This window comes from Pandoraea bronchicola (genome assembly GCF_902459805.1).
GTDB lineage: Bacteria > Pseudomonadota > Gammaproteobacteria > Burkholderiales > Burkholderiaceae > Pandoraea > Pandoraea bronchicola.
The window spans coordinates 208083-231776 of sequence record NZ_CABPST010000001.1; the positions used below are offsets into that span (position 1 = coordinate 208083).

Genomic DNA, 23694 nt, shown 5'->3' on the forward strand with positions numbered 1-23694 from the left:
ACGGTACGAAGACATTGTCATGAATCGCACCGAACACTCCATTCGCCTGGGCATTGTCGCCGGCCTCTTACTGCTTATCGAAGGACTGTGCCGCACCGGCGCGATCCCGGCTTCGGTCATGATCGCCCCGAGTGCGATGGCCGCACACGCCATCGAGATTCTGCGCGAAGGACGATTCACGCACGACATCGTCACGAGCTTCGCCAACATCGCCGTCGCCTCGGTCTGCGCCGTGGGATTGGGCTTTGCCGCCGGCCTCGCGATACACGCCATGCCCGGGGTACGCCGGGCGCTGGAGCCGCTCATTGCGAGCTATTACGCCGTGCCGACGTTCGCGTTCTACCCCGTCTTCATCGTGTTGTTTGGCGTCGGGGCGTTGCCGATCATTGCCATTGCCACCCTGCTCGCGATTGTCTCGATGATCACTGCGACGATGACCGGACTCGATCGCATTCCGCAATCATTCTCGAAAACCGCCCGCGTGATGCGGCTCGATCGTTGGCAAACCGTGTGGCACATCAAACTGCCCGCGGCCTTGCCGCATCTCTTCAGCGGCGTCCGGCTCGCGGTGTCGCACGCGTTCATCGGCGTTATCGCGTCAGAGTTCATCCTGTCGGGGTCGGGCATCGGTTACGCCATCAGCTACGCGTACAACAATTTCGAGAACGCTGACATGTATGCGCTGATGCTCCTGGTGCTGGTCACGGTGACGCTGGTCAACAGCGTACTGAACCACGTCGATAGGCGCTTTCAGGCGCTTGGTCGTCGCTGATCGGGTTCACATCTCATGGAAACGAAGAAACCTAACCCGCTCGGCACATTTGCCGTCCTGCTGGCGTTGATCGGGATCTGGCAAACGGTACACCTGCTGAATGGCGCTGCTGTCGGCTCTCCTGCGGCGACCGTGCAGGGACTTGGGCAGATGATGGGCACGGCATCGTTCTGGGAAGATGCCGCAGAGACCGGCCGTGCGCTGGCCTACTCACTGGTGATTGCCATCGCGGGGGGAGTGGCGCTCGGGCTTGGACTGGGGGCGAACCGTCTGGCGGCGAATGTTGCCGAGCCGATCATGGTCAATCTGTATTCGCTGCCAAAGGTGACGCTGTACCCATTGGTGTTGCTGATCTTCGGATTGGGGCTCGCCTCCAAGGTGGCGTTCGGCGTCATGCATGGTTTGATCCCGATTCTGATCTTCACGATGAACGGTGTCCGGCAGATCAAGCCCGTCTATTTCCGCGCGGCCCGGGCCATGCATCTGTCGCGTCGACAGATCGCATTTCGTGTCGCGCTTCCGGCGGTGTTGCCGGAAGTGCTCTCGGGTGTGCGGCTGGGATTCTCCCTGTCGCTGCTCGGCGTATTGATTGGTGAGATGTTCGCGTCGCAAAAAGGGTTGGGTCATCAACTCGCCAACGCGATGAATCTGGGGAATATCGACGCGCTCATGTCCGTCGCGCTCTTTCTCATGCTCTTCGCGTTGACCGGCAATGCGCTTCTCGCGACGGCTGGCCGGCGCTATAGCGCCATCGGGAGATGAAGCGTTCCGTTGCATCTCCCGAGCACGCTTAGAACAGGGCCAGTGATGCTATCAGGCGGAAGGGGCCACCGATCGCAAGATCGTACAAGCGCCAACACGGCTGGCTCGACTATCCTATGAGCCTCATCAGGCAATCGGGACCCGTCAGATCGTGACGCGAAAAGTATTCTGGGACGAACCTTACCGAACAACGCTGGATACCGTCGTCAGTCAAGTGGACGGCGACCGAGTGCAGGTCGAGTCGACGATATTTTTTGCGTTCTCCGGCGGTCAGGAAAGCGATGATGGTTCCCTCGGCGGATACCCGGTTATCAAGGCCGAAAAGCTTGATCTCGACATCGTGTATACCTTGCCGCACGACCATTCGCTACGTGTTGGGGACTGCGTCACATGGCGAATTGACTGGGACAGGCGCTATCGCCTGATGCGCCTGCACTTCGCCGCAGAAATGGTCTTGCAGTTGGTCTATCGGCTGCGCCCGGGCATCGAGCGCATCGGCGCCCACATCGCACAAGACAAGGCGCGCATCGATTTCGCGAGCGATGTCAGCCTCGCACCGCTGTTTCCCGAGATTGAGTCGGAGGCCGCAAATCTGATCGCACGAGACCTCCCCATCCTCACAGATTTCAGCGATGTCGAAACGCAGCGAAGATACTGGAGAGTCGAAGGCTTTGCGATGATGCCTTGCGGCGGCACGCATCCAACATCGACGCGCGAGATTGGCGCGGTGAAGCTAAAACGCAAAAATACGGGTCGCGCAAAGGAGCGAATCGAAATCCTGCTGGTGGACGTGTAGTCTGTCGGCCATCACGCTCACGCCCGTCGCGTTCGATCCGGACTCGGTGTTGCGCTTGTCGATCAAGGTCTGGCGCGAAAGGAAATCGACGAGGGACGCCTCGCCGCCCCCTGGCGATTCGTCGAGTTCCCATTCGGATTGAGGGCGATCGCTGTCAGTGGTACTTCGGCAGAGAACCTCGACGACTTCGTCGCCTGGCTGCGCAAACCACTGGCGCGGCTGGATCAGGCGTGACGAGGCAGCAAGCCTTCGACCTCAAGCGCCTGTCGCACCGCCGGGCGTTCCCGTACGTGGGCGTACCAGCGTTGCAGATGCGCCAGTTCGTCGAAATGAATATCCGCTTTGTAGACCGATGTCATCCATGACGCCTGCCCCCATTGCGTCAATGAGAACAGATAGGCATCGGCAACGCTGTAGGCCTCCCCCATCAGGTATTCGCGCGTTGCCAGTTGCTCGTTGATCCATTCGAAACGGCGCTCGAGCTTCGGCTTGGCAGATTCCGTGCCGTACTTGCCGGCCAGCACTGCATAGAGCAATGGAATGAATCCCTTGTGGATTTCCGTACTCAGGAAATTCAACCATTCCTGCAGGCGATACCGGGCCAGCGTGCCATTCTCCGGGGCGAGCCCCAGTCGCGGCTTGAGGTCTGCCAGATACTGCACGATCGCCGGCCCTTCACGAAGCGGGGTGCCGTCATCCAACACCAGTAGCGGGACATAGCCGAAAGGGCTGAGTGCGTAGACGTCACTGCCATCTTCCGCCATGTGCGTCTTGTAATCGACCTTCACCAACGACACGTCCAGCCCCAATTCATTGACCACGATGTGGGGCGAAAGCGAGCAGGCGCCCGGCAGGTAGTAAAGCTTCATTTGCGTTCCCGAAATTGAACTCGTCGACTGAAAGCATGCTGGATCGCCCGGCGTTCAAGGCGAGTCACGCCATTCTAGATATTCGGGATAAAAAAGGAAGAAGGCACTAAAATGTCGTGTAAGTACAAAAAATATACTTACCCATCAAGACGTGAGATTGCAATGAAAGAGAACTTGTCCGGCTGCTCTGTGGAAGAGTCGATGCGCATTCTGGGCGGTCGCTGGCGTCTATTGCTCGTGTCCTATCTGCTCGATGGACCCAAACGGTTCAACGACTTGCGCCGCGACGTGCCCGGCATTTCCCAACGCATGCTGACCCTCGATCTTCGCGCGCTGGAAGCGCTCGGCCTGATCACGCGCACGGTGTACCCGACGTCTCCGGTCCGGGTGGAGTACGAGCTATCGGAAGACGGCGAGCGTTTGCGCGCCGTGGTGGAAGTCATGAAGGACTTCGGATTGTGGCTCAAGGCGCGCGATGCGAAAGCGGCTGAGCAGAACGGCGTCGGGACAAACCCGAGGCCGCGCTGACAGCGCACACGCAAGCGTCACGCCAGACGGGCTTTTGCAGGCGCCGCTGATCTGATCGAGACCCACCTCGGTGAAAATTGGGGTAGCAGGAAACAAATGACTGACTACACTTCGTAAGTGCAGGCGATGCGCAGAAGCCGCGAAAGACGGTTCGTTATGCGAAGGTCGCATGTGAAGACCAAATGGGGCTGATGACGTAGCGTTTCCATTTCTTCACGGGAGGCATGTCCATGACGTGCCTAAGCAAATGGATGATCGGCGCATGTGTCGTCACGCTGAGCGGCGTGGCGATTGCTGATGGCGCCAACTCGAACTCATCCGAACAGATGATATTGGCCAATATTGGTCCTGCGCCGCTCCCCATTCACGTACCGCCACCTGCCCCGCCTGTGTCTGTCGCCGTGGTTCCTGCCGTCCCCGTTACGCTCTACCCATTCGGCCGCCAAGGTCCCGATACGCCCGCGCCGGCCGATGACAACGCGCTCCTGTACACACGAATCGAAGCGATCAACAGCGCTGCGCTGGCCGACGACAACCGGCATTCGAGCTGGGTCGGCACGTCGGCAGAAAAGCCTGCGGCGCCACCCGCGCGAAGCTATCTGGCCATCGTTCCTGCCGTAGCGCCGCGACTGTCTCTCGTTCAGTGGGACAACGCCGACGACAAACTTGGCTCCGATCCGAAACGCGGCCTGTCGCTGAAGACCGATGACTGGTCCATTTCGGCCACTGCGCGCGTGCCGCTGCTGGGGCAGCACGATATTGGTGCGACGGTATACGTCAAACGCCGCTTCTGACCGGGGCTTCTGCTCCCGCTGCCGGCCTCTCGACAGAGCCGACGCGTGACCGCCGGCAACGAGCCGGGGAGCCGGGGGCACGCGCTGCGTTCGCTGCGCTTACGCCCCCGCCTTCACCGCGGTGACGTCGATCTCGACCAGCCACTCCGGACGCGCCAGCGCCTGCACCACGATGCCGGTCGACACCGGGAACACCCCCTTGAGCCAGCGGCCCATCACGTTGTAGACCGCTTCGCGATAGCGCGGATCGACGATGTATACCGTGACCTTGCAGATGTCTTCGAGTTGGCTGCCGCACTCGTCGAGCAGCATTGCCACGTTGGCCATCGCCTTTTCGGTCTGCGCTGCCACATCGCCAATACCTACGGACTCGCGCGTATCGAGGTCCTGACCGATCTGTCCACGCAAATAGATGGTGTTGCCTGCGATCACCGCCTGGCATAGGTCGTTGTCGAGCTTCTGTTCCGGATAGGTCTCACGGGTATTGAACTTGCGGATACGGGTATGCGTCATGATGTCTATATATGAAGTCTTGATGTTATGCGGGCACGGCGCGCATTCAATGGGGAAGGATCTTCGAGAGGAAACGTTTGGCGGCAACACTGGCGGCGCCGTTGAAGAACACGTCGGTCGGGCTGTCTTCGATGATGGCGCCGTCTTCCATGAACACGACGCGATGCGCCACACGTCGCGCAAAGCCCATCTCGTGCGTGACGACCATCATCGTCATGCCCTCCCGGGCGAGTTCCACCATCACGTCGAGCACTTCGTTGACCATTTCCGGGTCAAGCGCCGACGTCGGTTCGTCGAACAGCATTGCCATGGGATCCATCGATAACGCTCGCGCGATGGCGACGCGTTGCTGCTGTCCGCCCGACAACTGTCCCGGATATTTGTGCGCATGCGCTGACAGGCCGACGCGGTCAAGCAGGGCGCGCGCCTTGGTGCGCGCCGCATTGGCGTCCCGGCCCAGCACGATCTGCTGCGCCAATGTGAGATTGCGCGTGAGATCCAGATGCGGAAACAACTCGAAATGCTGAAAGACCATGCCGACCTTGCTGCGCAGCTTTGGCAGATTCGTCGTCTTGGCCGTGAGCGACGTTCCGGCGACCACCACATCGCCCTTCTGAAACGGCTCCAGCGCATTGACGGTCTTGATCAGTGTCGATTTGCCGGAACCGGACGGCCCGCAAACCACCACGATCTCGCCCTTGCCGACATGCGTCGAACACTGCTTGAGCACGTGGTGCGAGCCGTACCACTTATCGACATCGCGAATTTCGATAATGGACTGTGCCGTGCTCATTTGTCGAAATACCCCGCGCGGATCGACGCGCCGATCAGATTGAGAATGAGACGGCCGGCCGTCACGCACGAGATCAGGTTGGCGTCGTCCTTCTCGGGCTGAATCTCCACGATATCCATGCCGACAACGCGGCCCTTGCGCACCAGCCCGTGAATCAGCTTGCGCGCCTGCACGAACGTCACGCCGCCCGGCGCCGGACCGGCAACGGCAGGCATCGTCGACGGGTCGAGGCCGTCCGCGTCAATGGTGAGATAGTAGTTGCCACCGTCCGGGATGCGCGCGAGCACGGCGTCCATGCCGATGTCGTGCAGTTCGTACGCCGTTACCAGTTCGGCACCATAGGCCCGCGCCGCAACGAGTTCTTCGGTACGACCGCTGCCCTGCGCGCGCAGGCCGATCTGCACGATACGGTCGACGTGCGCCATCTCCGACGCGCGACGAATCGGGCTCGAGAGTCCTTCGCGAACGCCATTCACTTCGTCGCGCCAATCCAGATGGGCATCGATGTGCACGAGCGTGATCGGTCCCTTCTGATCCAGACCGCGCAGCACGGGCGTGGTGATGCCGTGATCGCCGCCAAGCACGATGGGCATCGCGCCACCGGCCACAATGCGCCGCACCGCCGCTTCGGCGCGGGCGTAATGTTCGCCCGGCTTCGTCAGATCCGGGATGATGTCGCCGCAGTCGACAAAGCGAATATCCGTGCGTCCCTGCAGCAGCGGACCGTCGATGTCGAAGTCATAATGCGCCGGACGGCGCACCACGCGGTCCGTGGCCTGACGAATGGCGGACGGCGCATTCGTCTGATCGTTGCTGAAGTCCGACGCCGCATACGGTGCACCATACGGCATGCCCAGCACGGCAATGTCGGCCTTGAGATTGTCGATGTCGAGATCCAGCTCCGAATAGAGCAGGGTCGGATGGCCGATACGCGGCGCAACGGTATAAGTCGTCATGAGAGGGGTCCTTTGGTGGGAATCAAGGGGCGTTCAGGCGTGCCGGGTACGTCGCCCGACAACGGTTTCCAGACGTCGCCCCACACCGGCCAGCAAGACGCTGCTGACCCAGTAAATCAACGCCGTCGTGCCGAGCACTTCGACGTAAGCGAACGTATTGGCGGTGAGCAGATTGCTCTGATAGGTCATCTCCGGCAGGCTCATCACCGAGAAGATGGCCGAGTCCTTGAACATCATGATCACGAGACTCGTTGTCGGCGGGATGAGAAAGCCGAACAACTGCGGCGCGATGATGTGCCTTTGCGTCTGCCAGTAAGTCATACCGAGCGAGAGCGCAGCGTGCGTCTGCCCCCGCGCCACGCTGCGCAGCGCCGCCCGCAGGATTTCGCAGAAGTAGCCGCCCGTGTAGAACGCCGTGCAGCCCACTGCGACCGCCATGGCCGACGCACTCACGCCGAGCTTGGGCAAGCCGAAGAACGACAGATAGACGAGGATCAGGTAGGGGATGTTGCGCACCAGTTCGACATAACCCAGCGCGATGGGCCGCAAGACGGTGCGCGACTGCGCCGAGTAGGCGGCGGCGATGCCCGTCACGATGCCGAGAGGAATGCCGATCACACTCACGAGTGCGGTGACGCGCAGACCTTCGAGCAGGACGGGAATCGCTTCCCGGACGATAGCGAAATCAATGGCCATGGGGCAGCATCCTCGAGACCCGGCGTTCGCACACACGCGATGCGGCCGAAATGCAGAACAGCAGGACGAAATACACGGCGGCGGTGATCGCGAACACCTGCAGCGGCAGATCGGTCTGAAGCGTGGCATTGCGTGCGACGGTCGCCAGCTCCGGCACGGCGATGATCGACATGAGCGACGACGCCTTGAGCAGAATCGTGAACTCGCTGGTCAGCGGCGGAATGGCACGGTAGATGACCTGCGGCAGCAACACATGTGTCCAGACCTGCGAGGTCCGCATGCCCATTGCATACGCTGCCGCCCGCTGTCCGCGAGAGATCGTGCCGAGCGCGCCGCGCAGGATTTCGACGATGTAGGCGCTGGTGTTGCACGCCAGCGCCGCAATCCCGGCGGTGATGGGCGAGATCGAGATATCGAACAGCGCCGGCACCATGTAGTACGCGATCAGCATGTGAATCAATGCTGGCGTACCGCGAATCAGACTCACCCACAACACGACCAGCCCGCGCAACGGCGCGAACGGCGAGATACGCGCGAGCAGCAACACGACGCCGAGCGCCAGACCGATCGCGAAAGCGCACGCCGACGCCGCCAACGTGATTGCCGTCCCCGAGACGACCCCCTCGAGAAACGGCGCGATTACCCCGCCCATATCGAGCCAGTCGAACATGGTGCCGGACGTCAAATGGCACCTTGCGGCAGGTAGTTCTCGTGCGGCGTCTCCATCGGCGCGCCGAACCACTTCTTCTGCAGCGCCGCCAGCTTGCCGTTCGCGCGGAATTCATCCAGAGAATCGTTGATGAATTTGCGGATCTCCAGATCGTTCGGATTGGCGACCCATGCCAGCAACTTCGGCTGCCCGATGGCGCTGGCAATACGGAAGACATTGGGCTGCTTGCGCATCTGAACGGCCGCGATGTTCGACGGCATCAACGCCACATCGATGGTCTTGTTGGCGAGTGCGTTCGAAACGTCGGGATATGCCTGGAAGAGTCGTGTACCCGCGTAACCCTTGCCCGTCTTTTCCTTCAGTTCTTTCTCGAATTCGTCCGCCACCGGCTGCGACGACGAGCCCATCTGCGTACCGATGGTCTTGCCCGCAATGTCCATGGTCTGCTTGATCGCAACGTCGTCGGCGCGAACCATCAGGACCGAGCGCACGACGCCCACGGGTTGGCTGAAGGCGAAGCGCTTGGCGCGCTCCGGCGTGATGCCCACGCTCGTCGCAACGAAGTCGAACTTGTGCGACATCAAGCCGGGCAGCAGCCCCTGAAACGGCAGGTTCATCTGCTCGAGCGGCACGCCGAGCTTCGCTGCCATCAGTTCCAGCACGTCATGCCCATACCCGACCACCTGACCGTTTTCCACAAACTCGAAAGGTTCGTAGGCCGCTTCGGTGCCGACGGTCAGCTTGCCGCGCTTCTTGATGTCGGCCAGGGTGCCGCCCTCGGCGTAGGCGAGCGTCGGCAGTGCCGGCAACGCCAATGCTGCGCTCGATGCGAGCGTTGCCTTTACAAAGGATCGTCTGGACCAGGTCTTCATAGCTTGCCTCGCGTCTTGTGAGTTTCGAATCGGTCTGGCGCATCGGCTCGATGTGCCTGTGCGAACCAATGTATGCGGGCAAAAAGATCATGAAAAATGATTTTTTTATTGGTATGGTTCCAAAAAATGAAACCTTTTGAAACGCGCTATCCGTCACGGTTTTAGCGTGCTTCGCTGGAGTTAACCCTTGGCAAATCGTGATTTCAGCGAGCGTGACCTGCGCTCGTTGCGCATCTTCTGTGCGGTGGCGCAGGCCAGCGGCTTTGCTGCGGCGGAAAAACAGTTGAACATGTCGAAAGCCTCGATCAGCCGGCACATCCGCGAGGTCGAAGAGACACTGGGCACGCGCCTTTGCGAGCGCGGGCCGTCCGGCTTCGTCCTGACGCATGCGGGCAAAGTCGCGCTGGAGCTGGCCCGCGACGCGTTGAAGTCACTGGAGCGGATACGTCCCGAAATCGATGCGGTGCGAGGGGTGCTGTCGGGCACACTGTCCATCGGCATGGTCGAACATATCGTGTCCGACGTCGGCTGCCACATTCCCGAGGCGCTGGCGGCCCTCAAGGCGCAAGCGCCCGACGTGAAGGTCGAACTGACGGTCATGACGTTCAACGAACTCGACCTGGCGTTGCGCGAGCGCCGAGTGCAGCTCGCCATTCGCGGCATGTATCGTCGCGAAGCCGGGTTTCACTATCAGCCGCTGTTCATCGAGCGTCATCAGTTGTACGTGGCGCGGCACCGGATCAAGGACGCCTCGACGCTGCCGCTCGTCTACCGGACCCAGCCGTTTGTCCACGAAGCGCTTCATTCGCTGGGACTGACGCGAGGGCCGACGGCGTCGGGATTGGAAGCGGTCGCCATGCTGGTGCTGTCCGGGCATTATGTCGGCCTGCTGCCACAGTATTACGCGGCGTCGTTTCCAAAGCGCTATGCGCTCGCCCGGGTGCCGTCAGGCCCGGAGTATGACAACGCGATCAGCGCCATCACCGAAGCCTCGCGCCCGAGAACACGTGCGCTTGAGCTGTTTCTCGATCTGCTCGCACAGTTCCATACGAAGGTCTGACGATTCTGCGCGCGAACCGTCACTTCCTTCGATCGCATCCTCACGCCGCGACCTGACGGTTAAGGCCAAGGCGTTCTCCGACCGTGGAGTAAGCTGCCTGGCGTCGGCGGGACGAGCCGTGCAGATGCCCCGTCGGACGCGCGCCGTGCAGTCGTGAGGGCCTCACGACCGCACGGCGCGGCACTAAGCAAAGCAAAAACCATCGTTTGGGCCGGCCCCCAAAGGCTTCTAGAATGGACCCGTCGTCCTTTTTCTGTCGGGAGCTGTCGTGTCTAGTCGTTCTGCCTCGGGCGCGTTGATTGCCGCCTTCGCCACCTTCGCCTGCCCTGCCGCCACCGTTCTGCCCCATCGTCAACGCACCGGAGGTCAGGCGTGAGTCAGCTTCCCGCACCGGTACTCGATCACGTTGTCGTCAACGTCAAAGGCGAGCTCGACCACTCGGTGGACATCTACCGCCGTCTGGGCTTCGCCCTGACCGAGCGCGGCCACCATTCGCTCGGCACCAGCAATCATCTGGCCATCTTCGGCGAGAACTACCTCGAACTGCTCGGCTACGAGGCGGGCAAATCGACCGCACGCCCAGACGTCACCCAAGCCCCGCTCGGTCTGACGGGGCTGGTCTTCAAGACGCACGACTCGCACGGCCTGTTCGCCGAATTGCAGGCGCGCGGTGTCGGTGTGGAAACACCGGCCGAATTCTTCCGCCCCGTCCAACTGCCGGACGGCACCACGCAAGACGCCCGCTTTCGCACGGTACGTCTGGCCAGCGAACTCGTTCGCAACGGTCGCACCTTCTTCTGCCATCACTTCACGCCGGAGCATGTCTGGCGCGACGAATGGCGTGACCATCCGAACGGCGTGACTGACATCGCCGGGTTCGTGATCTCGTCGCCCAACCCGGCAGCCACGGCCGCGCTCTACGACCGCGTCTTCGGCCCCGGCGTACTCGCGGCCACCGGCGCGCAGGGCTATTCGTTCACGGCTGGCCGCGCCCGCGTTCACTTCGTCACGCCCGCCGAGGCCGGGCAACGCTTCGGCAAGGTCGAGACGACAGATGACGGCAGCGAACGCAATGTTGCGCTCATCCTGCGCACCCGTTCTCTGGCGCAAACGCAAGCCACGCTGCGTGAAAACGGCGTGCCGTGGACCACGCTCGAGGAAGGCTCCGTCCTCGTCGCGGCTGCCGACGGCTTCCATGTTGCGCTCCAGTTTGTCGAAGGGGATGACCTGACCAATACCAGTTCCGTCGTCTTCTGAAGAGACCTCTCGATGCTTTGTCGAATAATGCTTCGGCGCGCCCCCTCACCCGTCACCAATGACGAAGCGATGCCTTCGTGATCGCGCTTGATGCAGGCACGAACGCCCGGCGCTGCGAGGCCGTGAAGGACGAGTCGCGTGAGGCTGGGCGCATGGGGTCAGTACCCTCGCTGGGCGTCGTAGACAAACGGCAACGGCGCGCCGCGAAGGTGTGCGCCAAGCACCTCGGCCACCTGACGCGCTCGCGCGGCATATGACACCGTCGACGCAATGTGAGGTGTGACGAGAATCTTGGGATGGCGGCGCAACGCATCGTCCGGCGGCAACGGTTCGACGTCGAACACGTCGACGACCGCTGAGCGCAGGCGGCCACTATCGAGCGCATCGAGCAAGGCCTGCCGGTCGAGGTGTGCCCCACGTCCGACCTGAATCAGGCTCGCGCCTGCCGGCAGACGCGCAAACAGCTTGCGCCCGAGAATGCCTCGCGTCGCGAGCGTATCGGGCAACAGATTGACGAGAATATCGGTCTCGGCGAGCAGCGCGTCGAGTTGCGCTTCTCCCGCGAATACGCGCACATCGGCAAGCGCCTTCGGTGTACGTGCCCAGCCATTAACGCGAAAGCCATTGGCACGCAAACGGGCGGCGACGGCACGCCCCAGTTCCCCCAGACCGAGCACGCTCACGCGCGTGTCGCGGGCGAGGCGTCCGGTCAGCTCGTTGGCCCATTGACCGTCGCGCTGTGCGGCGACGATGGCCGGCATGTCGCGCACGGCGGCCAGCGCGGCGAACGCGACGAAGTCGCTCATGCGCTCGCGTGTCTCGTCCGTCACCATCCGGACGATGGGGATATCCGCCGGTAGCGCCGGGTCCGCAAGAATATGGTCAACGCCTGCGGCCGCACTCAGAATCAGGCGCAGGCGCGGGTAGCGGGCAAGACGCCCGTGGTCGGGCTGATAGACCAGCGCGTACTTCACGCTGCGCGCGTCGACGAACGGATCGTCCCATCCGTACACCCGCAGGCCGGGCATCAGCCGTGCCAGATGGTGCTGCCACTCGGTCAGCGCGGCAGCGCCGCCCGACTTGATCAATAACGTATCGCCTTGCATGAGTTCTGGGGATGGCGCCTCACGAACACGGCGTGAGGGCTTTCAGATAGCGCGACCGCTCATCGTACCGGCCCCCCTGTTCGCGCCTAAGCATTTGTTATCGAAATGCTTATGAATGCGCAACAGAAATACACCCCACGCGCGCGCATAAGCCTGACAACCCGCTTGAGACATCGCGCCGTCAAAAATATTTTTGTGATTTTCGTGTTTTCGTCCCGTCTATCGAAACGCTCAGGGCGTTCGCGCAAACCACCGCCAGACGGGCGTGATCACCATGCTGCAACGCAACAATCGACCGGATTGTTTCCATATTCACAATAATCAATCCGACGCCCGGGCATTGTCTGCCCCTGCCGAGACCCGCTATAGTTGGCCCCGCCCCCGCGACGCGATAGTTGCTTAGTGCTTCATATGTGAAATGCATATGAGACAAACGCGGCTTCGCGTCATGTCGCAAACGTAGTTATCAACGCGATGCCCCCATCGCCAGTAGAAATGAGAGACACAGCTACAGCTACATCCGAAGCCGCCATGGCCACGCAGCCGCCCTCCCCGGAAGAAGTCCGCAGACGCGTTTTCGCGATTGTCGCGGCGTCATCGGGGAATCTGGTCGAGTGGTTCGACTTTTACATCTATGCGTTCTGCGCGATCTACTTCGCGCCGGCGTTCTTCCCGAGTTCCGATCCCACCGCGCAGTTGCTCAATACGGCGGGGGTGTTCGCGGCCGGCTTCCTGATGCGACCGATCGGCGGCTGGATTTTCGGCCGGATCGCCGACCGCAATGGCCGTAAGAACTCGATGGTCATTTCGGTGATGATGATGTGCTTCGGCTCGCTGCTGATCGCGGCGCTCCCGACGTATGCCAGCATCGGCAACTGGGCGCCGGCGCTGCTGCTGTTCGCGCGTCTGCTGCAAGGCCTGTCGGTCGGTGGCGAATACGGCACCACGGCGACGTACATGAGTGAAGTCGCCCTCAAGGGCCGTCGCGGCTTCTTCTCGTCGTTCCAGTACGTCACGCTCATCGGCGGTCAGTTGCTCGCCGTGCTCGTGGTCGTGATTCTCCAGCAACTGCTCGACGAGGCCGAGCTCAAGGCCTGGGGCTGGCGCATTCCGTTCGTGGTCGGTGCGATCACGGCGGTCGTGGCCCTCATGCTGCGTCGCACGCTGCACGAGACGTCGACGAGCGCGAGCCGCAACAATCGCGACGCCGGTTCGATCGCCGGTCTGTTCCGCCATCACAAGGCGGCGTTCTTCACCGTGCTGGGCTACACCGCCGGCGGTTCGCTGATTTTCTACACCTTCACCACCTACATGCAGAAGTATCTGGTGAACACGGCAGGCATGCCGATCAAGACGGCCAGCTACATCATGACGGGCTGCCTGTTCGTCTACATGTGCATGCAGCCGATCTTCGGCATGCTGTCCGACAAGATCGGCCGTCGCAACAACATGCTGCTGTTCGGCGCATTTGGCGCGATCGCCACGGTGCCTATCCTCACGGCGCTCAAGACGGTACAGAGCCCGACCGCGGCGTTTTTGCTGATCTGTCTGGCGCTCGCCATCGTGAGCTTCTATACGTCGATCAGCGGCATTGTGAAAGCCGAGATGTTCCCGATCGAAGTGCGTGCGCTCGGCGTCGGTCTGGCCTACGCGGTGGCCAACGCCATCTTCGGCGGTTCGGCAGAGTACGTGGCGCTCGGCCTCAAGAAAGCCGGCATGGAACCGACGTTCTACTGGTATGTGACCGGCATGATGGTCGTGGCCTTCCTGGTCAGCCTGCGATTGCCACGTCAGGCGAAGTATCTGCATCACGAGCATTGATCGAGACGGCCGGGGCGAGCGTGGCAACGCTTCGCCTCTGCCGGCTTGGCAGTCTCCGCTTCACCTCGCTCGGGCAGGTTCCCTCGCCCGCGCGACGGCCTTCCCCGCTTCCCTCTTCTCTTATCCCTGTCATCGGCGCCTGCGGCTTCGTCGCTTAAAATCGCTTGACCCTCACGCTGCGTGAGGCTTCAGCCTTGTCATACGCCAGAAGATCACGGGAGTTTCCATGCGGCTCAAAGTCGGTGAATTAGCCAAACGCAGCGGCCTGACGGTGCGCACGCTTCACCACTACGACACGCTTGGGCTGCTCACGCCTTCGGCGCGTTCCGATGCCGGTTATCGACTCTACGACCGCAGCGACATCGCCCGTCTGCATCAGATTCAGGCGCTGCGCCGCTTCGGTATGTCGCTCACCGACATCGGTCAATGGCTGGCAAACCGGGATGTCCCCCTCGACACGCTGATTGCACGGCAGGTCGACATGCTCACGCAACAGATCGAAGACGCGAGCCGTCTGCGCGAGCGCCTCATGCGGCTGCAAACGCAGTTGTCGTCTGGCGAAGCCCCGGAACTTGCCGAATGGCTGAGAACGCTGGAGCTGATGAATATGTACGACAAATATTTCTCGCAGGACGAACTGGCCCGCTTCCCGCTGTACCAGAACAAGCAGGCCCACGAATCCGACTGGCCCGCTATCGTGGCGGAAGTCAACGCATTGATGGCAGGCGGCGAGCCGTCGACGGGTGAGGCGGCGCAGGCGGTCTCGCGCCGATGGATGAAGATGATCGTGCGCGACACGGCCGGTGATGCGCGTCTGCTCGCCAAGCTCAACATCATGCACCAGCGCGAGCCGTCGGTGCAGACGCAAACGGGCATCACGAAGGACCTGATGCAGTACGTCAAGGAAGCCTTCGCGCAGACCAAGCTGCGGATCTACCGGAAATACCTCAACGACGACGAATTTCGCTTCCTGGAAGCGAACTACCTGACGTACACAGATGAATGGCCGGTGCTGATCGGCGCGATGCGCGACCAACTCGACGCCGGCACGCCCCCCGGCGCGCCCGAGGCGCAGAAGCTCGTGCGCCAATGGCTGACGTACTTCCGCTCCTATGCCGGGGACGATCCTGCCACGCACGCGAAAATCCGCGCAGCGAACATGCGTGAGCCGGAGTTGATGACCGGCACGCTCATCGACGCGCGTTTGCTCGAGTATGTGAAACAGGGCATGGCCGTGCTGATGCGCGGCTAAGGCGGCACGAGAACCGCAGGCCGGCTCAGGCGTCGTCGCCCGACGCCTGACGAGCGCTCTGCCAGATGGCATCGAGCACCGGGTGCGGCTGATGGCGCCGCCGGTAAAGCGCGATATCGAAGCCGATCTGCCAATCTTTGCCGCCCACGATAGCGAGCGTGCCGCGCGCAACGTCATCGGCCACTAGCCGTTGCGGCAGCCACGCGATACCGGCGCCGCGTCGCGCCATCGCCAGAATGGCCTCGTAGGAGTCGGCCTGATAGACAGGTTTAAGCGTGGGCCGGTTCGGCATCTCGGCCAGATGACGGGCGAGCACCGCGCGCAACGTCAAGGTGCGTGTGAACGCCAGCCAGGAAATCGGCGACGGTCCGGCCGCCAGCCGATACTTCGCCCGGCCTTTGGCGTCGAGCGCACTCACCGGCACCAGCACCTCACGCGCGACGCTCAACCAGTCGTAGCGCTCCTGATCGATGAGCAGCCGCGTGTGCGCGCTGGAATACACGATGAGCAGATCGACTTCGCCGGCCGCCAGCCGCAGGATGGCCTCCTCCGCGCCGCTCGTGGAAAGCGTGGCAGTGAAGAAGCCAATGCGCGAAACCGTCTCGTCGTACCAGTCGGGAAAAAACGTCGCGGCCAGCGTGCGGCCGGTCGCAATCTTCAGATTGTTCTCGAGCGTGGGCGCGGCGTCCTGCAACTGCGTGCGAGCGCTGTGCAAAATGTCGAGCGCATTGGTAGCGGCATCGAGAAACACCGTACCGGCGGCAGTGAGTTCCAGCGGTTTGCTGCGCTCAACGAGTTGCGTGCCCACCCATTCTTCGAGCGCACGGATGCGCCGGCCGAAGGCCGGGTGCGTGACGAAACGGTTCTCCGCCGCCCGCGTAAAACTGCGCGTGCGGGCGAGTTCGACGAAGTCTTCAAGCCATCGCAATTGCATGCCGTTTCCTCACTGCCTCTTCGCGACCTGATCGGTCAGGCCGGGTCGTGTCGCGCTCAGGCTTTGGAGAGCGACTTGAGTGCGTGCTTGATGCCATCCGACACACTCGTGCTGTCGGGCACGGTCTTGACGGCTGCGAGCGCTTCCTTGTCGGAGTAGCCCAGCGCAAGCAACGCGTTGATGACGTCGCTCTTGTGATCGTGCGGCGTGGCCGCACCGGGCACCGTGCCCAATTGCGCGCCCAGCTTGCCCTTGAGTTCGAGGAGCAGCCGTTCGGCCGTCTTCTTGCCAATGCCCGGGATCTTGGTCAGACGCCCCGACTCCTGCAACGTGACGGCCTGTGCGATGTCCGCCACACTCATGCCCGAGAGAATCGCCAGCGCCGTACGCGCGCCAACGCCGGAGATCTTGAGCAGTTCGCGGAAGGTGTTGCGCTCGTCCGGTGAGCCAAAGCCGAAGAGCAGTTGCGCGTCTTCGCGCACGATGAACTGTGTGAGCAGCGTCACGCGCTCGCCAAGGTTCGGCAGATTGAAGAACGTGCTCATCGGCACCGAGATTTCATAGCCCACGCCCTGGCAATCGACCAGAATGTGCGGCGGATTTTTTTCCAGCAAGGTGCCGGAGATGCGGCCAATCATTGATGCCCCGAGAGAGTGACTTCGTTAGGCGGCAAGTGTAGCAAACGGCAGCCCCCGCTATCGGCCCCGAGGGCCGAAGCGCTCATCCCTCGCCCCCGACGCCGGCGATGACGTCGCCGGTCGAGCGCGTCGCCGCGCTGCGCAGGCACTCGAGCGCCGCCGCCACCGCCGCGCGATTCGCGCCGTCGTCGCGCCAGTACATCGAGATCGCCCCGAACCCGGCGAGGCGCAGCGGCACGATGCGCAACGCGCCGAGCGCCTGCAAGCGGCTCGCCGTGCGATGCGACGCCAGGCCAATCATGTCGCTGTTGTTGAGCAACGTGAGGTTGAGAATCGTGGAGTTCGACTCGACAGTGTCGTTCGGCAGCGGATATCCGGCCTCGGCGAGCGCCGTCTCCAGCGCGTTGCGAATCGGCGTGCCGCGCGGCCAGACCACCCAGCGATAGCGCTGCATGTCGGGCCAGTCCACCCGGTCCAGCGAAAAGACCGGATGGCGCGCGCGCGCAACGAAATGCAGCGGCTCCAGGTACAGCGCCTCGGCGCGGACATTGCGGTCCTGCAACTCCGGGGCCGAACGCCCCACGACGATGTCGATTTCGCTGTGCGCGAGCTGATTCATCAGCCGGTCCATCGTGTTTTCGATCACCCGCGCCTGCACACGCGGCATGCGCTGCAGGAGCAACAGCACCGCGAGCGGCACCGTGTCCGCCGACGACGCGCCCGACGTGCCGATCGCCACCAGCCCGCTGCCGCCCTCGCGCATGGCGTCGAGATCGTCGCGCGCCGTATCGAGCTGCGCTTCGATCCGCCGGGCATGTTCGACCAGGGCTTCCCCGTAGACCGTTGGACGCAGACCGCGCGCCTGACGCTCGAACAGCGGCAGGCCGATATCGTCCTCCAGATCCTTGAGCCACTTCGACAAACCGGGCTGCGTCGTATTGAGCAATGCCGCGGATTGGCTCATGTTGCCGGTCTCCGCGAGGGTCAGCAGCATCTGCAGATTGCGCAGACGCAGGCGATGGGTCCAGTCCATGCGCAGTCTCCGGACACCCTTCAGGTGCCCCAAAAATCGCTCGAGCCATACGTTTTTTCGTATGGATCCGATGATTTATTCATTTCAAAGAATATGTCTCGCCGAGTATAACGCTATCCATAGACCCGCAAGCCCTCGCTGGCTGAGCTTGTTCGACAAGCTGACCGGGCCCCCTACCGAGACGGAGACATGCATGTCCGAACGCGCCCCCAGCGCCGAGCGCGCTGCCTATTACGAACACATCGGCCGCAACCATATGGCCCCGCTGTGGGAATCGCTGCACAGCCTCGTGCCGCCGCAGCCGCGCCCGCGCGTAGTGCCCGCCATCTGGAAATTCAGCGAAGTGCGTCCGCTGGTCATGGAGGCGGGCGGTGTCATCAGTGCGGAAGAAGCCGTGCGCCGCGTGCTGATTTTGCAGAACCCGGGAACGCCGGGTTCGTCGAGCATCACCGGCTCGCTGTACGCCGGGCTGCAACTCATTTTGCCGGGCGAGATCGCGCCGAGCCATCGTCATACCCAGTCGGCCCTGCGTTTCATCGTGGAAGGTCGCGGCGCGTGGACGGCCGTGAACGGCGAGCGCACCACGATGCATCCGGGCGACTTCATCATCACGCCGTCGTGGACGTGGCATGACCACGGCAATCCGGCAGACGGCGAGCCCGTCGTATGGCTCGACGGCCTCGACATTCCGCTCGTGCAGTACTTCGATGCGGGCTTTGCCGAGAACTACCCCGAAGCGCAGCAACCGGTGCAGCGCCCCGAAGGCGACAGCTTTGCGCGCTATGGCTTCAACATGCTGCCGGTGCGTCACAAGGTAAGCGATCCAACCTCGCCGATCTTCAGCTATCCGTATGCCCGCTCGCGCGAAGCGCTCGACACGCTGTATCGCAACGGCGAACTCGATCCGTGGGACGGCATCAAGCTGCGCTATGTCAATCCGGCGACCGGCGGCTGGCCGATGCCGACGATGGCGACATTCATGCAATACCTGCCGGCCGGCTTCCAGGGCAAGACCTATCGCAGCACCGACGCGACGGTCTTCTCGGTGGTCGAAGGTCGCGGCACCGTGCGCATTGGCGACGAGGTGTTCCAGTTCGAGCCGCGCGATCACTTCGTCGTGCCGTCGTGGGCACCGGTGCAGCTCGCCGCGCTGGAAGATGCCGTGCTGTTCAGCTACTCGGATCGCCCTGTGCTCGCCGCGCTGAACCTGCTGCGCGAATCGCGCACGTGAGCCAGACACACCGGCACAACACATACCCATTGGCCCCGCGCGCGGCGTCTGCCTGAGCGGCGCGCGTTGCCACCCTCTTTTCCTGTATTCGTCGAGTCAAACACCATGTCCTTTGTCTTCGCCCCGCCCGCCACCGTCGCCATTCCCGTTGTCGGCAGCCACGATCAGTTCGCCGTGCGCCGTGTGTACTGCGTGGGTCGCAACTACGCCGCCCACGCACGCGAAATGGGCTTCGATCCCGACCGCGAGCCGCCGTTCTTCTTCTGCAAGCCGGCCGATGCCGTCGTGCCGGTGGCCTACGGCGAAACGCTGGAGCTGAAGTATCCGGCGCAAACGTCCAACTATCACTACGAAGCCGAACTGGTCGCCGTGATCGGCAAGGCGGGTTCTGACATTCCGCTCGAGCAGGCGCTCGAACACGTGTGGGGCTACGCGGTGGGCCTCGACATGACGCGCCGCGATCTGCAGATGAAGATGCGCGAAATGGGGCGTCCGTGGGAAATCGGCAAGGCGTTCGACGCCTCGGCCCCCATCGGCCCGATTCATCCGGTGTCGAGCGTCGGCCACATCGAGAAGGCCGGCATCTCGCTGACGCTCGACGGCGTGCAGAAGCAAAAGAGCGACATCACGCACCTGATCTGGTCTGTCGCGGAGACGGTCTCGTATCTGTCGCAGTTCTTCCGCCTCGAGCCGGGCGATCTGATCTACACCGGCACGCCCGAAGGCGTGGGTCCGGTCAAGGCGGGCGAGACGATGGTGACGGCCGTCGAGGGCCTCGGTGAGATCACGGTGCGCGTGGTCTGAGGCATCGCCATGCAGCTCTATAGCTTCTTCAACAGCTCGACGTCGTATCGCGTGCGCATCGCGCTCGCGCTCAAGGCGCTGGCGTTCGACACCGTTGCGGTGAACATTCGGGTCGGCGAGCATCGCGCCGACGCGTATGTCGACGAGGTCAATCCGTCGGCCGTCGTGCCGGCACTCGTGGATGGCGACGTCTCGCTCGGTCAGTCCATCGCCATCCTCGATTACCTCGACGCGAAGTATCCCGAGCCGCGTCTGGTGCCGCAAGACATCGAAGCCCGCGCCCGCGTGCTCGAACTGTCGATGCTCATCAGTTGCGATATCCATCCGGTGAACAACCTGCGCATCCTGAAGTATCTGCAAGGCCCGCTGGGCCTCAGCGCCGAGCAGAAGGATGCGTGGTACCAACACTGGATCGCCGAGGGTATGGCGGGGGTGGAGCGGCTGCTCGTCAGGCATGGACACGGCGCCTGGTGCTTCGGCGATGCACCGACGCTCGCCGACGTCTGCCTGATTCCCCAGATCGCCAATGCGCAGCGCATGGGTTGCGACATGTCGGCCTATCCGCGCGCGATGGCGGTGTATGCACATGCGCAGACGCACCCGGCATTCCTCGCGGCAGCGCCCAACCAACAGCCGGATTACACGGCGTGATTGACATCCGGAACGGCTGGAAAGGCCGCAGGAGACAAGCATGAGTCAAACCTCTCAACCCAAAGCGCTCGTCGTTGGCGGCGGCATCGGCGGTCTGGCCGCCGCCCTGGCGCTCGCCAATCAGGGCGTGCGTATCGAACTGCTGGAGCAGGCCGAAACCATCGGCGAGATCGGCGCAGGCATTCAGCTCGCCGCCAACGCGTTCGCGGCACTCGATGCCCTCGGCGTCGGTGAAGCGGCACGCGGCCGTTCGGTTTTCACGGACCACATCACGCTGCGCGACGCCATCGACCGCAGCATCATCGCGGAAGTCGACGTCGGCGCCCCCTATCGCGAGCGCTTCGGCAATCCCTACGCCGTGATCCACCGCGCCGACATTCATCTGTCGATTCTCGAAGCCGTGCAACGCAATCCCCTGATCCAGTTCCGGACCGCGACCCGCGTCGTATCGCTGGAGCAGGACGACAAGGGCGTGACCGTCATCGACCAGCATGGCGAGCGTCACACGGCCGACGCGGTGATTGGCTGTGACGGCGTGAAGTCCGCCGTGCGCGCCGCGCTGATCGGCGACGAGCCGCGCGTGACCGGTCACGTGGTGTATCGCGCAGTGGTCGACGTCGAGAACATGCCGAAGGACTTGCAGGTCAACGCACCGGTCGTCTGGGCAGGACCGAACTGCCACCTCGTGCATTACCCGTTGCGCGGCGGCAAGCAGTACAACCTCGTGGTGACGTTCCACAGTCGCGAGCAGGAAGTCTGGGGCGTGCGTGACGGCAGCAAGGAGGAAGTGCTGTCGTATTTCGAAGGCATCGACGCGCTGCCGCATCAGATGCTCGACCGTCCCACGTCCTGGCGACGCTGGGCCACCGCCGATCGCGACCCGGTCGCGCAATGGAGTTTTGGCCGCGCCACGATCCTCGGCGACGCCGCGCACCCAATGACGCAATACATCGCGCAGGGTGCCTGTCAGGCGCTGGAAGATGCTGTCACCCTCGGGGCCGCCTACGCCGCAGCGAATGGCGATTTCGTCGATGCCTTCCGCCGCTACGAATACGCGCGCATTCCCCGCACCGCGCGCGTGCTGTATGGCGCTCGCGACATGGGGCGCGTGTACCACGCCAAGGGGGTCGATCGCTGGGTGCGCAACTCGCTGTGGAAAGGCCGCACGCAGCCGCAGTTCTACGACGCCCTGCAATGGCTGCATGGCTGGCGCGCAGAGCACTGCCTGTCGCAGACCCCTTGGCTTGCCGACAACGCCTAAACCCGAACGAAACCGCGCGGCGTCACAAGACCGGCTGTCTGTCGTCGGGTAATTCCGCCGCGCAACGGCGACCCACCGTCGCGCGGCACACCATCGCTTCGCGCATGGCAAGCGTTGGATTTGCAGCCCCCATAACAACAAACACTGCAATGCACTCTGGCGACGCGGGCCCACCTGCGCCGCCGCTTCTGGCAACTTCGAGGAGACAACCTATGCCAGCCACCCCCATCAACGTGACGGCGTTCATCGACCGGCACCGCATTTCGCCGTTTCAGGTGATGATCGTCGTCCTGTGCTTCCTGATCGTCGCCATCGACGGCTTCGACACGGCGGCCATCGGCTTCATCGCGCCGGCGATTCGGGCCGAATGGTCGCTCACCCCGGCACATCTCGCGCCACTGTTCGGTGCGGGGCTCGCGGGCCTGATGGCCGGCGCTTTCCTGTTCGGCCCGCTCGCCGACAAATTCGGCCGCAAAACCATCCTCATTTTCTCCGTGCTGTTCTTCGGCGTCGCCAGTCTGGCGTCGGCATGGTCGATGGAGTTGTGGCAACTCATCGCCCTGCGCTTTCTGACAGGCCTCGGTCTCGGTGGTGCGATGCCCAATGCCATCACGTTGACGTCGGAATACTGTCCTGACTCGCGCCGCTCGTTCCTCGTGACGACCATGTTCTGCGGTTTCACGCTGGGCTCTGCATTGGGGGGTCTCGCGTCGGCCGGGTTGATCGAAGCCTTCGGCTGGCGCTCGGTACTGATCGTGGGCGGTGTCATGCCGCTCGTGCTCGGCGTCATTCTGATTCGCGCGCTGCCCGAATCGGTGCGCTACCTCGTGAAGGCAGGCAAATCGCCGGAACGCGTAGCGGCCTCGTTGCAACGCATTGCGCCGCACGAAGACCTGCGCGGCGCCACATTCAATATCGCCACGAAGCCGTCAGCCACATCTCCCGTCGGGCATCTTTTCAAGCCGGAATTGCTACGCGGCACGCTGCTTTTCTGGATCACGTTTTTCATGAGTCTGCTCGTAATCTATCTGCTCTCGAGCTGGCTGCCGACGCTGCTTCGCACCAATGGCCTGACGCTGCGTAACGCCGCCATCGTCACCGCCATGTTCCAGGTCGGCGGCACACTGGGCGCGATCGTGCTCGGCTGGCTGATGGACCGCTTCAATCCGCACTACGTGCTCGCTGCCGCCTATGGGCTCGCGGGCCTGTGCGTGGCGGCCGTCGGTCCGCTCGCCAGCTCACCGGTGCTCGCCTCGGTGGCCGTGTTCTGGGCCGGCTTCTGCGTGTCGGGCGGTCAGGTCGGTGCGAATGCGCTCTCCGCCGAGTTCTATCCGACAGACTGCCGTGCGACAGGCGTGAGCTGGGCCAACGGCGTCGGACGTCTCGGTTCGGTCGTCGGTTCGGTCGGCGGCGCCTCGATGCTTGCCATGGGCTGGTCCATGCCCGCGCTGTTCGCCACCATCGGCGTGCCTGCCGTGCTGGCCGGTCTGACAATGCTCACGCTCGGCCGTCTGCGCCACCGGCAAGCCGCGCTCGCGGTCAGGGCCACGGCCTGAATGTCTCGAGTGTTTCACCACTCGTAACGACCGCAGCAGGTCGAACGGGCGCCATTCGCTTTGCGCGAT

Annotated in this window: 25 protein-coding genes; 14 read left to right on the forward strand and 11 right to left on the reverse strand. The window is 62.9% G+C overall.

Annotated elements, in window-relative coordinates:
* Positions 1–19: 19 nt before the first annotated feature.
* The 3 genes from PBR20603_RS00905 to PBR20603_RS00915 all read left to right on the forward strand — a co-directional run bounded on the left by PBR20603_RS00905 (position 20) and on the right by PBR20603_RS00915 (position 2330).
* Positions 20–772, forward strand: a complete 753-nt coding sequence (locus PBR20603_RS00905; protein WP_150557677.1) for an ABC transporter permease — start codon at positions 20–22, stop codon at positions 770–772.
* Positions 773–787: 15 nt separating this feature from the next.
* The gene (locus PBR20603_RS00910; RefSeq protein ID WP_150557678.1) at positions 788–1534 is read left to right on the forward strand and encodes an ABC transporter permease; all 747 of its coding nucleotides are present in this window, start codon (positions 788–790) and stop codon (positions 1532–1534) included.
* Between the two features lie 151 nt (positions 1535–1685).
* Positions 1686–2330: an alanyl-tRNA editing protein gene (locus tag PBR20603_RS00915; RefSeq protein WP_150557679.1), complete on the forward strand. Its 645-nt coding sequence runs from the start codon at positions 1686–1688 to the stop codon at positions 2328–2330.
* 224 nt (positions 2331–2554) lie between these two features.
* Here PBR20603_RS00915 and gstA read toward each other — a convergent pair whose 3' ends face one another.
* Positions 2555–3199 carry a glutathione transferase GstA gene (gene gstA / locus PBR20603_RS00925; RefSeq protein ID WP_150557680.1) on the reverse strand — a complete coding sequence of 215 codons (645 nt, stop codon included), beginning with the start codon at positions 3197–3199 and terminating at the stop codon, positions 2555–2557.
* 162 nt (positions 3200–3361) lie between these two features.
* Between gstA and PBR20603_RS00930 the strand changes: the two genes are divergently transcribed.
* A complete protein-coding gene (locus tag PBR20603_RS00930; RefSeq protein WP_150557681.1) occupies positions 3362–3727 on the forward strand; it encodes a winged helix-turn-helix transcriptional regulator in 366 nt (121 codons plus the stop codon).
* A gap of 230 nt (positions 3728–3957) precedes the next feature.
* On the forward strand, positions 3958–4521 hold the full coding sequence (locus PBR20603_RS00935; protein ID WP_150557682.1) for a hypothetical protein: 564 nt from the start codon (positions 3958–3960) through the stop codon (positions 4519–4521).
* A 99-nt stretch (positions 4522–4620) separates the two neighbouring features.
* On the opposite strand, the gene PBR20603_RS00940 is transcribed toward PBR20603_RS00935, so the two are convergent.
* From PBR20603_RS00940 to PBR20603_RS00965, 6 genes are read right to left on the reverse strand one after another with little or no spacing between them, the layout of a single operon-like run.
* Entirely contained in the window at positions 4621–5034 is a 414-nt protein-coding gene (locus PBR20603_RS00940; RefSeq protein WP_150557683.1) for a RidA family protein, read from the reverse strand.
* 46 nt (positions 5035–5080) lie between these two features.
* Positions 5081–5809, reverse strand: a complete 729-nt coding sequence (locus PBR20603_RS00945) for an amino acid ABC transporter ATP-binding protein (protein ID WP_150558270.1) — start codon at positions 5807–5809, stop codon at positions 5081–5083.
* Between the two features lie 14 nt (positions 5810–5823).
* Positions 5824–6783 carry an agmatinase gene (locus tag PBR20603_RS00950; RefSeq protein ID WP_150557684.1) on the reverse strand — a complete coding sequence of 320 codons (960 nt, stop codon included), beginning with the start codon at positions 6781–6783 and terminating at the stop codon, positions 5824–5826.
* A gap of 33 nt (positions 6784–6816) precedes the next feature.
* Positions 6817–7479 (reverse strand): amino acid ABC transporter permease, encoded by a 663-nt coding sequence (locus PBR20603_RS00955; protein ID WP_150557685.1) that lies wholly within the window; start codon positions 7477–7479, stop codon positions 6817–6819.
* Positions 7469–8149 carry an amino acid ABC transporter permease gene (locus PBR20603_RS00960; protein ID WP_150557686.1) on the reverse strand — a complete coding sequence of 227 codons (681 nt, stop codon included), beginning with the start codon at positions 8147–8149 and terminating at the stop codon, positions 7469–7471. Before PBR20603_RS00960 ends, PBR20603_RS00955 begins: the two co-directional genes overlap by 11 nt.
* 11 nt (positions 8150–8160) lie before the next feature.
* Positions 8161–9021, reverse strand: coding sequence for a transporter substrate-binding domain-containing protein (locus PBR20603_RS00965; protein ID WP_150557687.1), 861 nt, complete (start codon positions 9019–9021; stop codon positions 8161–8163).
* Positions 9022–9208: 187 nt separating this feature from the next.
* Between PBR20603_RS00965 and PBR20603_RS00970 the strand changes: the two genes are divergently transcribed.
* Both PBR20603_RS00970 and PBR20603_RS00975 read left to right on the forward strand, forming a co-directional pair.
* Positions 9209–10081: a LysR family transcriptional regulator gene (locus PBR20603_RS00970; protein ID WP_150557688.1), complete on the forward strand. Its 873-nt coding sequence runs from the start codon at positions 9209–9211 to the stop codon at positions 10079–10081.
* A gap of 372 nt (positions 10082–10453) precedes the next feature.
* Complete coding sequence (locus PBR20603_RS00975; protein ID WP_150557689.1) at positions 10454–11338, forward strand: VOC family protein; 885 nt, start codon at positions 10454–10456, stop codon at positions 11336–11338.
* A 158-nt stretch (positions 11339–11496) separates the two neighbouring features.
* Here PBR20603_RS00975 and PBR20603_RS00980 read toward each other — a convergent pair whose 3' ends face one another.
* Positions 11497–12444 carry a 2-hydroxyacid dehydrogenase gene (locus tag PBR20603_RS00980; protein ID WP_150557690.1) on the reverse strand — a complete coding sequence of 316 codons (948 nt, stop codon included), beginning with the start codon at positions 12442–12444 and terminating at the stop codon, positions 11497–11499.
* 531 nt (positions 12445–12975) lie between these two features.
* On the opposite strand from PBR20603_RS00980, the gene PBR20603_RS00985 reads away from it, so the two are divergent.
* Positions 12976–14265, forward strand: a complete 1290-nt coding sequence (locus PBR20603_RS00985) for an MFS family transporter (RefSeq protein ID WP_150557691.1) — start codon at positions 12976–12978, stop codon at positions 14263–14265.
* Between the two features lie 226 nt (positions 14266–14491).
* The gene (locus PBR20603_RS00990; protein WP_150557692.1) at positions 14492–15517 is read left to right on the forward strand and encodes a MerR family transcriptional regulator; all 1026 of its coding nucleotides are present in this window, start codon (positions 14492–14494) and stop codon (positions 15515–15517) included.
* Positions 15518–15542: 25 nt separating this feature from the next.
* Here the strand turns inward: PBR20603_RS00990 and PBR20603_RS00995 are convergent, their stop codons facing one another.
* From PBR20603_RS00995 to PBR20603_RS01005, 3 genes are all read right to left on the reverse strand, one after another.
* On the reverse strand, positions 15543–16451 hold the full coding sequence (locus PBR20603_RS00995) for a LysR family transcriptional regulator (protein WP_150557693.1): 909 nt from the start codon (positions 16449–16451) through the stop codon (positions 15543–15545).
* 56 nt (positions 16452–16507) lie between these two features.
* Positions 16508–17089 carry a Holliday junction branch migration protein RuvA gene (gene ruvA / locus PBR20603_RS01000; RefSeq protein WP_150557694.1) on the reverse strand — a complete coding sequence of 194 codons (582 nt, stop codon included), beginning with the start codon at positions 17087–17089 and terminating at the stop codon, positions 16508–16510.
* An 82-nt stretch (positions 17090–17171) separates the two neighbouring features.
* Positions 17172–18122, reverse strand: coding sequence for a LysR family transcriptional regulator (locus tag PBR20603_RS01005; protein WP_150557695.1), 951 nt, complete (start codon positions 18120–18122; stop codon positions 17172–17174).
* A 193-nt stretch (positions 18123–18315) separates the two neighbouring features.
* Here PBR20603_RS01005 and gtdA point away from each other — a divergent pair, with 193 nt between their 5' ends.
* The 5 genes from gtdA (at position 18316) to PBR20603_RS01030 (ending at position 23625) form a co-directional block, all read left to right on the forward strand.
* The gene (gtdA, locus tag PBR20603_RS01010) at positions 18316–19353 is read left to right on the forward strand and encodes a gentisate 1,2-dioxygenase (protein ID WP_150557696.1); all 1038 of its coding nucleotides are present in this window, start codon (positions 18316–18318) and stop codon (positions 19351–19353) included.
* A gap of 105 nt (positions 19354–19458) precedes the next feature.
* The gene (locus PBR20603_RS01015) at positions 19459–20157 is read left to right on the forward strand and encodes a fumarylacetoacetate hydrolase family protein (protein WP_150557697.1); all 699 of its coding nucleotides are present in this window, start codon (positions 19459–19461) and stop codon (positions 20155–20157) included.
* Between the two features lie 9 nt (positions 20158–20166).
* Positions 20167–20808 (forward strand): maleylacetoacetate isomerase, encoded by a 642-nt coding sequence (maiA, locus tag PBR20603_RS01020; protein WP_150557698.1) that lies wholly within the window; start codon positions 20167–20169, stop codon positions 20806–20808.
* Positions 20809–20848: 40 nt separating this feature from the next.
* Complete coding sequence (locus PBR20603_RS01025) at positions 20849–22069, forward strand: 3-hydroxybenzoate 6-monooxygenase (protein WP_150557699.1); 1221 nt, start codon at positions 20849–20851, stop codon at positions 22067–22069.
* A gap of 212 nt (positions 22070–22281) precedes the next feature.
* A complete protein-coding gene (locus PBR20603_RS01030) occupies positions 22282–23625 on the forward strand; it encodes an MFS transporter (protein WP_150557700.1) in 1344 nt (447 codons plus the stop codon).
* Positions 23626–23694 lie beyond the last annotated feature (69 nt).